Source organism: Bacillus sp. REN10 (assembly GCF_016820555.1).
Taxonomy (GTDB): Bacteria; Bacillota; Bacilli; order Bacillales; family Domibacillaceae; genus Bacillus_CE.
On sequence record NZ_JADHDW010000006.1, the window covers coordinates 146,877 to 158,323 of the forward strand.

Annotated in this window: 8 protein-coding genes; 6 read left to right on the top strand and 2 right to left on the bottom strand. The window is 43.0% G+C overall.

Annotated features, from left to right (window positions below; all coding sequences use genetic code 11):
- The first annotated feature begins 25 nt into the window (after window positions 1–25).
- Window positions 26–988: an NERD domain-containing protein gene (locus IRB43_RS11050; RefSeq protein WP_203363527.1), complete on the top strand. Its 963-nt coding sequence runs from the start codon at window positions 26–28 to the stop codon at window positions 986–988.
- Window positions 989–1,185: 197 nt separating this feature from the next.
- On the opposite strand, the gene IRB43_RS11055 is transcribed toward IRB43_RS11050, so the two are convergent.
- Window positions 1,186–2,355, bottom strand: coding sequence for a glycosyltransferase family 4 protein (locus IRB43_RS11055; protein ID WP_203363528.1), 1,170 nt, complete (start codon window positions 2,353–2,355; stop codon window positions 1,186–1,188).
- 16 nt (window positions 2,356–2,371) lie between these two features.
- A complete protein-coding gene (gene csaB, locus IRB43_RS11060) occupies window positions 2,372–3,478 on the bottom strand; it encodes a polysaccharide pyruvyl transferase CsaB (RefSeq protein WP_203363529.1) in 1,107 nt (368 codons plus the stop codon).
- 168 nt (window positions 3,479–3,646) lie between these two features.
- On the opposite strand from csaB, the gene IRB43_RS11065 reads away from it, so the two are divergent.
- From IRB43_RS11065 to IRB43_RS11085, 5 genes are all read left to right on the top strand, one after another.
- On the top strand, window positions 3,647–4,945 hold the full coding sequence (locus tag IRB43_RS11065) for a nucleotide sugar dehydrogenase (RefSeq protein WP_203363530.1): 1,299 nt from the start codon (window positions 3,647–3,649) through the stop codon (window positions 4,943–4,945).
- 10 nt (window positions 4,946–4,955) lie between these two features.
- Window positions 4,956–5,672 carry a WecB/TagA/CpsF family glycosyltransferase gene (locus IRB43_RS11070; RefSeq protein WP_203363531.1) on the top strand — a complete coding sequence of 239 codons (717 nt, stop codon included), beginning with the start codon at window positions 4,956–4,958 and terminating at the stop codon, window positions 5,670–5,672.
- Window positions 5,673–5,736: 64 nt separating this feature from the next.
- Window positions 5,737–6,834 carry a glycosyltransferase family 4 protein gene (locus IRB43_RS11075; protein WP_203363532.1) on the top strand — a complete coding sequence of 366 codons (1,098 nt, stop codon included), beginning with the start codon at window positions 5,737–5,739 and terminating at the stop codon, window positions 6,832–6,834.
- A 470-nt stretch (window positions 6,835–7,304) separates the two neighbouring features.
- Window positions 7,305–10,139 carry an S-layer homology domain-containing protein gene (locus IRB43_RS11080; protein ID WP_203363533.1) on the top strand — a complete coding sequence of 945 codons (2,835 nt, stop codon included), beginning with the start codon at window positions 7,305–7,307 and terminating at the stop codon, window positions 10,137–10,139.
- A 393-nt stretch (window positions 10,140–10,532) separates the two neighbouring features.
- Complete coding sequence (locus tag IRB43_RS11085; RefSeq protein ID WP_203363534.1) at window positions 10,533–10,904, top strand: hypothetical protein; 372 nt, start codon at window positions 10,533–10,535, stop codon at window positions 10,902–10,904.
- Window positions 10,905–11,447 lie beyond the last annotated feature (543 nt).

Consider the following 11,447-nt stretch of genomic DNA (forward strand, 5'->3'; position numbering starts at 1 on the left):
TTTCCTTATAGAGAGGAGTGAAAATGTGTTAGTAAAAGAACGAACAATCCCACTCACGCTATCGATGTTAGAAGCGTTGAAGCGCAATTTACCTAAGCACCATGTGAAACAACGGATCATTGAGGACGAATTAGCGAAAAGCCGAGCCGGATACTGCGGCGAGCAATCCATCGACTACTATTTATCGTTTCTCCCCGATGACCACCTCATCCTCCACAATGTGCGGCTTTCAAGCGGCGATTACTTTTTCCAGATCGACACCCTCCTTATTTGTCCCAACATCATCGTCATCCTCGAAGTGAAAAACATCGCAGGCATGCTGTTCTTTGACGAAACCTTTCATCAACTGATCCGCACGATAGAGGAAAAAGAAGAAGCCTTCCCCGACCCGATTTTACAAGTCCAACGGCAACAACGACAGCTCGAAGCGTGGTTCACCCACCACAAATGTCCTGCGATTCCCATCGTTCCATTCGTCGTCATCAGCAATCCCAACGCGATCATTAAAAATAAGCGCACCGACAAACTAGTCCATCAAACCGTCATCCATGCCAGCGCCATTCCATTGAAATTCGATGACCTTCATGCCACGTACACACATCAGCTACTTTCACTAAAAGAAATGAAAAAAATATCCCAGCTACTGATCAAACATCACCAGCCCCATCGACCTGACCTCCTGCGCCAACTGCAAATTTCTGAAAACGAGTTGCTAACAGGAGCCAAATGTGAAAAATGCGACCATCAGCCGATGCAACGAAAAACCGGTACATGGTACTGCCCTCGCTGTCAACATGAATCGAGCGATGCCCACATTTCAGCACTCGCCGACTACGCTTTATTGTATGGCCCAACGATTACCAATAAACAATTTCGCAACTATTTTCATATTCAGTCATCCGGTGTGGCCAAACGTCTACTTGGGGCAATGAACTTGCCACAAAGCGGCGATCGCCGAAACCGAATGTATCACCTTCCATTCAAATAAACCGAATCCTCCTGGGTTCGGTTTATTTTTGTGGGTTGGGGGATGGAATCAGTCGGAAAAAGGAGGAAATCAGTTGGGATTTCGCTTGAATCGGTCGGAAATTGCCCACAATCGGTCGCCAATCCCGCTCAATCAGTCGCCTCCCGTTTCCCCACTCCCAACAAAAAACCACCCCGCCCAAAGGCAAGGTGGTCCACTCACTCCACAGCCCGCATATAAATCTCTTCATATTTCTCGGCTGCAGAGAGGTGAGAGTATTCGTCTTCAATTTTCTGGCGCGCGCGGTCGGCGAACACTTGAGCTTTCGCTGGGTCATCCAATAACTCGATCATTGCAGCGGATAGCTCTTCGACATTTTTCTCTTCCGTCAATAGTCCGTCGACGTTGTGATCGACGATTTCTTTCAGTCCACCGACAGCACAAGCGATCAGCGGAGAGCCGGAGCCCATTGCTTCCAAGGCGGAAATCGAAGTCGCTTCTTCTACGCCTGCAGAATGCACGCTCGGCACAAGGACCACATCCGCCAACGCATAAAACTCTTTAATGACGTCATGCGGAATCGCGCCCAACAGACGCACGCTACTTTCAAGCTTATGCTCGGCAATCAGGCGTTTCATTTCGTCCATCGCTTCGCCTGTACCCGCATAAATCAACTGGGCGTTCGGATACTTCTCCAACACGGCCGGCAGTGATAAAATCGGATAGATGACGCCGTTTTTCTTCGTTAAGCGGCGCGGAACGAAAAACACCGGAACATCGACATCGACGCCATGCTTTTGGCGGAATTCCGCTTTTCTTTCTTTCTCCGGACGGAAATCATCGACATTAATGAAGTTGCGGATCGCCGTACCCGTAATCCCTGCTTCACGCTGCACATATTCTTTAATGCGCGTATCCACCGTAATAATCGCGCGCGTGCTGCGGTAAGCTTTCACTTCTTCTTCCATTAAAAATTTCTCTTCCGGACTATCCTTTAAAATATTTCCGGCACTCAACGCCTCATATGTTAAATAACCGTGCACTGTAGAGACAACCGGCATCCCTGCATCAAGAGCCGCAAACGTTGCATACACTTCCTGCGCATTCACGACATCATAATTTTTATGCTTCACTGCTTCCATTAGCTTTTGCAGCATTTTTTTGCGCGTCTGCAAGCCGTACACAAAGCCTTTGCCCTTCGACAACTTATTCATTAAAAAGCCGGGGCCGCGCACTTTCATATTTTGCTGTAATTCAGGAATGTCACTAAATGATAAAATATCCACTTCATGACCGCGCGCTTCCAATCCCGCTTTCAACGTCGCCACATGAGTCGACAGCCCGCCCGTATGCGGATAGTGGTACACAGTCGCAAGTAAAATCTTCATTCGAAAAACCCTCCCCTTACATAAACTTTTTCTTTAATAGTTCAATATTTTCTAAGGCATCCCGACGCATGCTCGCAGCATTGTCATCGACCACTTCACTCAATTCCTCACGGCGAGCGAGCACCTTGCGCGCATTCACCTTCAACTTCTCCGCATCGAACTCTTCTAAGCGGAACGAATACTCCCACATGCCCGAACGCTTTAATAAGCTTTCGACCTTCTTATCATAGCTGATGCCGATATGAGGCACAGCCGTCAAGGCAGAGAAAATTAACGAATGCAGGCGCAAGCCGATCGTCATCTCGCATTCGCCAATAAAATTCAAATACTGATTCGGCGTGAAATCTCCCGCCAGTAAATGACAAGCCTCCGCTTGTTTCATCAAGCTCATCACACGCTGAGACGCATTGACATCATGATGGCCTTCCATCGGCACAAACACCGGAGTGATCCCTTCTGTTGCGATCAACTCATCGAGCGCATCGGCCAATTTTTCATAATAATCATCATGCTCAAACCACGGGCGCACCGACACCGCAACGAGCTTCTCCTCACCTGTTAAAGACAAGCTCTTCATGCACGCATCGTCTTCTTTCTTCTGAAAAGCAAACACAATATCCGCCGTAACGACCGTTTCTGGACGAGTGACGCCTAACTGGTGCAAATAATCTTTCGAATACTGATCACGCACCGTCACAAAATCAGCCCGATTGGCGAAAACCTTCATTAATATCTTGCCCCAAGTCGAAGTGACCGGCCCGATACCTTGCGAGAAGAACATCACTCTCGCCCCGCACAACTTCGCTAAAAAGGCAATCAGCAAATAATAAGGAAGGGGACCGAACAAAAACTTCGTTGGATATGTATCTTGAAGCAGTCCGCCGCCGCCACTAATTAACACATCCGCTTGGCGAAGCGCTTTCACCTTCTCCTTATTCTGATGGCGCCAGCCGCGGTAAACGGTTTTCACTTGATGCTCCTTCGCCGTCTGTTCCGGCGACAAAGAAAACACCGTAATATCTACATCATCGATTTCATTTCGTAAATTATCTACAATCGCTTCAAGGATCGCTTCATCCCCAGTATTGCCTAAACCATAAAATCCTGAAATGACAACTTTCAACAAGTTAGCCTCCTCGTCAGTCAAATACGCTTAAAAAGCTAAACTTCATTTTAACATTTCATCCACCCACATTCAACGAAATTAGTGCAAGGCGCCAGTGAATTTGCTATACTATGTTAAGTTATTAATTTCAACTCATACGAGTCGTATTAGAAAGGATTTTTTGCCATGCAGAAGATTTGTGTAATTGGTTTAGGATATATTGGATTGCCAACTGCAGCTGTTTTCGCTCGCGCTGGCTTTGATATTGTTGGAGTAGATGTAAACAAACAAGTCGTCGAAAGATTAAATAAAGGTGAGATTATTATCGAGGAGGTTGGCCTTCCGGAAGTCGTGAAAGAAGTCGTTGATGCGGGTAAACTGCGCGCATCACTAGAGCCGGAAGCAGCGGATGTCTTTATCATCTCCGTGCCAACGCCGATTCATGAGGACTGCACAGCGAATGTCGAGTACGTCAAAAGCGCGACAAAAGCCGTCGTGCCTCATTTACAAAAAGGAAATGTGATCATCGTCGAATCCACGATCCCGCCGCGGACGATGGATGACGTCGTGGCGCCGATCATTCGAGAAGCGGGCTTTGATCCGGAGAAAGATGTGTACTTAGCGCATTGCCCAGAGCGTGTGCTGCCAGGCCGTATTTTAATCGAGCTTGTGGAAAATACACGCATCGTCGGCGGTTTAACGAAAGAAGCAACGACAAAAGCAGCCGATGTGTACCGTCAAGTCGTCACAGGTGAGGTGCTTGAAACGGAAGCTGTGACAGCGGAAATGTCGAAGCTGATGGAAAATACATTCCGAGATGTCAACATTGCGTTAGCGAATGAACTAGCGAAAATTGCCGCTCGTCTTGGCGTCGATGCTCATAAAGTGATTGAGCTTGCCAACCGCCATCCGCGCGTCAACATTCACCAGCCAGGCCCAGGTGTCGGCGGTCACTGCTTAGCGGTCGACCCGTACTTCATCGTCGAAAAAGCACCGGAAGAAGCGCTGATGATTCAACTGTCACGCGACATTAACAACTCAATGCCTGACTTTGTCATCGAGCAAATCTTAAAGTTAACAGCTGAACTACCGACGCCAAAAATTGCGTTATTTGGCCTTACCTATAAAGGAAACATTGACGATGTTCGCGAAAGCCCAGCGATTGAAATCGTGGAAAAAGTGATGGCGAACCCGCGCTTTGATGTGCGCGTTCACGATCCCCATGTGCGTGATGAACAAGTGCCATTTGCGCTCTCTTCTTTTGAAGAAGCCATTGCGGATGCGAACCTTATCGTCATCTTAACGGATCATCATGAGTTCAAAGCATTAGAGGCACAAACGTTGATCGCCAAGATGGAAACAGCGGTCATCTTTGATACGAAGAACTGCTCAAACCTTGAACAGGAAGCGGCTCTTACCGTGCACCGCATTGGCGACTTAACGAATTTGAAAGCGATCCAAGTGAATAAACCAATAAACAACTAGGGTGTTCCAAATGGAGAAAGAACAATATTTAGGCGTAGCGGTTTCCCCGTATACGTACGACGAAATTATTGATGACGTCAAAGGAAGAATGGCAGAAGGGCTACAGTCTACCGTCATAGCCGTCAATCCAGAGAAAGTCATCACTGCCGGACGTGATCCGCTCGTGAAAGAACTGATCAACGAGTCCACGTACCAAATTCCCGACGGCATCGGCATGATCATTGCTTCGAAGCTGAAAAATGGTGACATTCGCGAGCGTGTCACTGGTGTTGATATGATGGGGCGCTTACTCCAGTTCGCCGCACAAGAAGGGCATGGTGTCTTCTTTTACGGAGCGAAAGAAGAAGTCGTGCGCGCCGCGAAGGAAAAGCTCGAAGCGTCGATTCCGAACCTTCACGTCGCTGGGTATGAAAATGGCTACGTGCAAGATCAGGATGCACTCGTTCAAAAAATTAACGAATCGAAAGCCGCGCTTCTATTTGTCGCACTCGGCAGCCCGCGACAAGAACTGTGGATTCGCGAAAATATGCCGAAGCTTCCTTGCGTGAAAGTATTCCAAGGCGTCGGTGGCAGCTTCGATGTCTATTCTGGAAAAGTGAAGCGGGCTCCAGCCTTTTACCGCAAATTTGGCTTAGAATGGCTCTACCGTTTAATGAAAGAGCCGAAGCGTATCAAACGCCAAATGGCTTTACCGAAATTTCTGCTCAAAATACTCATCAGCAAATAACCTTGAAGGGCTTTAAATCGCTATGCGCTTTAAAGCCTTTCTTCTATATTGGAGGTGCTAGAACATGAAAGTGCTTCATTTAATTAGCGGCGGGGAAAAAGGCGGCTCACGCAAACATGTCATCACCCTGCTCGAGCAATTCTCCCCGGAAGAAGTCACGCTCGCTGTCTTTCAAGAAGGGCAATTATCGCAAGAAGCGAGAGAGAGCTGCATCCGAACGGAATGCTTCCCGCAACGATCTCGCTACGACTTATCCGTCTTGAACAAACTGGCAAGCTTCATTCAACAAGAACGCTTTGACATTTTACATACCCACGGCCCGCGTGCCAATCTCTTTGGCATTTATTTAAAAAAGAAAACCGGCATCCGCTGGGTGACCACTGTCCATAGTGATCCGTCGCTCGATTTTGTGAAATCGGGCCTTAAAGGAAAGATTTTCACTTCATTAAGCATGTACGCCGTGAAACAAATGGACGGCTACTTTGCCGTATCGGAGCGCTTTAAGCAAAACTTAATGAAGCTTGGCATTAACGGGGAGAAAATTCAAACCGTCTACAATGGCATCCAATTTACCGAGGAAACAGCGACTCCTTTTCCGCGCAGCGAATGGGGCCTCACCGATCAAGACTTTGTAATGGCGATGGTCGCGCGCCTTCATCCGATTAAAGGGCATACAGTCGTGTTTGAGGCGATGACTGCCTTTTCCGAAGAGGAGCGGCCTCACTTGCTGCTCGTCGGGGACGGCCCGATTGAAGACGAGCTTATTAATGAAGTAACTCGTCGCAAGCTTGACCGCCACGTCCATTTTCTTGGCTTCCGCAAAGACGTTGACCATATTTATGCCGCCTCAGACTTAGCTCTGCTTGCTTCTTATAGCGAAAGCTTTCCGCTCGCTTTATTAGAAGCGGCCAATCAGCACGTGCCGATCATCACAACCGATGTCGGTGGCGTCGGTGAACTGATTGACCACGGACAAACCGGCTGGATCGTGCCAACGAAAGACGCCAAAGCGTATGAACAAGCATTGCGTGAAGCAATCACGCGCGGCGATCAGCTGCGGAAAATGGGCGATCAACTATACGATTTCGCTTCCGCCCGCTTCTCCCTTGATCAACTCGCCGAAGCTCATCGTCAGTTGTACACAAAATTAACAAGTATATAGGAAAGAACACGTCAACCCGAGAGATTACCTCTCGGGTTTTTTTATGTACATGGGCTAAACTATCCATGAAAATATATCATCTTTTATTAAAAAAGTAGCACTTTGTCCAACATTTATATAATTAATCCTTTAATTTCCTAACTTAATAGTTTATAATGAGAAAGCTATTATTTTTTATGGGTATTAAACCATATGTTTCCTAGTAATCATCAATGTTTACTAAAGTCTTACAATTGTTACAAATTAGTTGAGAAACGTAAAAGACGGAAAAAAGGGTTGAAAAAAAATAGCACTTTGATAGAATAGTAACTGAGTTTAATTCTGTTAATTTGTCCAAATGTTACATAGAACTCCACGGATTTCATATTTAGCAGGGGAAACTCTTGTCACATGTTAAGGAACAATTGGCTTTATTGCCGATTGATTTCATATTTTAAAAGAAAACTTTACAAAACAGGAGGAACTATTACATGGCTTACCAACCAAAGTCTTATCGTAAATTCGTTGCTACTGCAGCAACAGCTACACTAGTAGCAACAGCTGTTACTCCAGCTTTCGCAGCAGAATTCACTGATGTGAACAAAAACTATAAGGAAGCTGTTGATTACCTAGTAGCAAACAAGATTGCTAATGGTACAACTGAAACTACTTTCGGTACGGACAAAACGATCTCTCGCGGTGACGCAGCAGTAATGATCGCAAACGCATTACAATTAGATGTGGAGAAAGCTCCAGAATCTCCATTAACAGACCTTAACTCTCGTGTAAAAGGCGCAGTTAACGCTCTTTATGCAGCTAAAATCGTAGGCGGTAAAACAGAAACAACTTTCAAGCCAGAAGCAAACATCACTCGTGCTGAAATGGCGAAAATCTTAACAAATGCTTACAAATTAGAAGCTGGCAACACGAAAAACAGCTTTAAAGATGTAAACAACACTTGGGATCCATATGTTGACGCTCTTCTTGCTAACAAAATCACAGCAGGTAAAACAGAAACAACTTTCGCTCCTGACCAAGCTGTAACTCGCGGTGAGTTCGCGTTGTTCATGTTCCGCGCGAAAGATTTCTTATATGAAATGCCTGCAGTTTCAGCAGTAAAAGTAGCTGACGACAAAACTTTAGAAGTGACACTTAAAGATGCTAAAGCTGGCTTCAAAGCTGAAAACTTCAAAGTACTAGTTGATGGCGCTGCTGTAAAAGCAAGCAAAGTTGAAGCTGACGAAAAAGGTTCTGTTTACAAACTTACAATCGACAGTCTTAACGACAAAGCTGGTAAAGTAACTGTTAACGGTGCAGAAGCTGCTTATGACTTTACTGCTCCTAAAGTTGAGAGTGTAATGGCGATTAATGCTACTACTCTAACAATTGCAGGTTCTGGTCTTAAAAATCTTAAAGCTGAAGACATCACTGTAGAAGGAAACAAAGTTGCAACTATTCAATCTACTGATGGAAAAACAGCAACTGTAACTTTAGAAGGTACTCTACCTGCTAATACAGACATTAAAGTAACAGTTAAAGATTCTGTATCAACTAAAGATTACACAGTTAAATATGGTTTCGAACCAAAAGCTGTCGCAGTTCAAGCTGCTACTTATGATGACGATACAAAAGGTCAAAAATTAGCAGTGACTGTTGATGGAGTAGCAACATCTGTAGATTACTTATTAGCAGCGGGTTACACTGTTGAATTTAATGCATTTGATAAAGACGGAGTTTCTGCAAATACCACATTATTTGGTGCAGCAGCAGCAAGTAAAGATGGAAAATTACAAGATGCCGTTTTAACTCAAGGTGACTACACAGTTCAAGTTGTAGTTGCTAAAGGTTCAACTGTATTAACTTCTGAGAAGGCTAAAATTACTGTTAAAAACCTTGATAATGCAGCAACTGCTATTAATTCTTATGAATTAACAAATGGTGCAGGTTTCGTCCAAAACACTTCTACATTAGTTATTGGAGAAACTGCAACATTAACTAAAGTAGTTGTTGGTGCTGGATCTGCTGTATCTGAATTAGTACCTGGTAGCTTTGAAGTAAAATCATCTGACGAGACTGTTGTAGCAGTTGATTCTGCGACTGGAGTGTTGACTGCTCAAGGTCTAGGAACAGCTAAAGTTACGATTACAGTTGGTAAAGTTAGTAAAGAAGTAACAGTTACTGTTAAAGGTGAAGCACGTAAAGTAGCTAAAGCAACGCCAGCAACAAATGCTACAAAAGCAATCATTGGTGCAACTAGCCCAAGTACAATTAAAGTAAAAGTAACTGACCAATACGGTGATCCAGTTAAGTCTGCTACTTCAGGTGCATTCGCTTATTATCCAACAGCTATTTCTGGATATGCTACAACACCAGTAGAATTAGACTCTTCTGCTTCTGATAGTGGTTCAGCTACTGTTTCATTAGCAGGCGCAACTACAGCTGGACAGTCTGGAACAGTTGTATTGAAAAATGCTAAAGGTGATGTACTTGGAAGTTTTACAGTAACAACGACTGCTGTTGACAATGCCCAAATTCAAAAATTAGCATATGACTCTACTTCAAAATCTGATGATGACAGCATTAATGCAGATCTAGCTAGCGATAATAATATCGTTTATAAGATCAAAGAATTTACTTCTGAAAATGTTTATAAACAAGATGTTGCTAATTTAGGTGGTTATAAAGTTAAATACAACAAAGACATCATCAAAGTTGATAGTGATACAACAGGTGATTATACTATCGCTGGTACACCTTCAACATTCACAGTTACACCTAATAAAGCGGGTTCAACAACACTTGCTGTTTACAAACCAGATGGTACTTTAGTAGAAACTAAAACTATTACAGTAACTAAAGGTTCTACTAAGATTACAGGCGTAGCTTGGAAATCAGCTCCAGTAATTAATTATACAACAAAAATTGATTACAAAACTGTTCTTGATATTACAGAAGGAACTTCTACAGTTGATGATATTGTAAAAGGTATTACATTATCTTCACCAGTTCTTAATAATATTCGTATTGCAGGTAAAGCAAGTACTGGTGTAGCTGCTGATGGAGATCTATATATCGATAAAAATGATAATGGTGTGTCTGACACCGGTGAAACAGTACTTGGTAAACTTTCATTTGCTGCTACAGCATCATCTACAGGTGCTTTAAACCCTGCTTCTCCAGTTTTTGGTGATGGTTTCGCAGGATTTGGTGTAACAGTTGCAACACCTGCAAAAGGTAGCATTATTTTCTCAATTACTGATGAAACTTCTACTGATGCAATTAAACCAGTAGTTGCTACTAAAGCAGTAACTGTTGACGTAAAATAATTTGTCTTAAATGGGAAATGGGGTCAGACCCCCACTACTTTAAAGCGATAAAGTATAGACAGAGAGTCGTTCATTCGGCTCTCTGTTTTTTTATTCATAAACGGATTGGCTTCTGTTTACAGTCTTTTTCCTTTTTTCTTTGTTATAATAATCAAAAAAGAACAGGGGGAGAACGAGTAATTGGTGTCAGACCCCGACTCCTCCATGCTTTTTCGTAGGGGATATTTGGAATCTATCGTGTTCCTCTCGATCTTTTAAACTAAGGGTATCAGGTTTCTGTATATAAATGAAATACATATGTAATTAATTTTGTTTATTATTGACTTTCAATTGCGTTTTGATTATATTTTATTTAGCATCAATTCAAAAAAATTAATCAAAGGTGGTGAAAAAATGCCAACAAAACAAATATCGTTAAGGCTCAATGAAGATGTACATGCATTTATAGTTCATGGTGCAACTAAAACAAATCAATCATTAACGGATTACGTTACAACATTAATTTGCTGTAATAGGGATATTTACCAAACAAATTATTCTAACAGAATACAGGTGAGATTTAGCCTTACTTATTTGGGAGACCTTCTAGTTTTGGGTCAAAAAGATTCATTCAATGGGGTATATCAAATCATGGAGGAATCAATTGAACAAGGCTATGAAGTAGTTATTGAACGCCATTATCAAAATGCACCCCCAACAGAATTAAAAAAATTTAATTCGCTAGAAGAAATTAATGATTGGAAACAGAATATGTTAAGTATTTAAATAGGGAAAATTGGTGTCAGACCCCCACTACTTTAGGGAAATGGTGTCAGACCCCATAGCCATCAAGTTAAGCATTTTGCTATACAACTAAATAATAATGTTATATCCTTCCCTTAGTTTTTAAAGGAAGGATTTTTTCATTGAAAAAGCAGACATCGGAATTAAATACATTCATTCAAGAAATACAAAGGTATTTGTCTACTGACCAAATTGAAGAAATAGGTAGACAAACAGGGTTCATCAAACGAAAGAGAAATATGAACGCTTCTGATTTCCTCTCCCTCTGTTTAGAGTAATTGGTGTCAGACCCCCACTACTTTAAAGCAATAAAGTATAGACGGAGAGTCATTCATTTGGCTCTCTGTTTTTTTATCATCAAAGGATTTACTTCTGTTTACAGTCTTTTTCCTTTTCTCTTTGTTATAATAATCAAAAAAGAAAAGGGGTAATTGGGTTCAGCCCCCACTTCTTCGTTAGATGCATGAATTGATAATGAATGAGGAGGTTCTTGTATGAAAGAATCAAAAGAAGGATTAGTCAAAG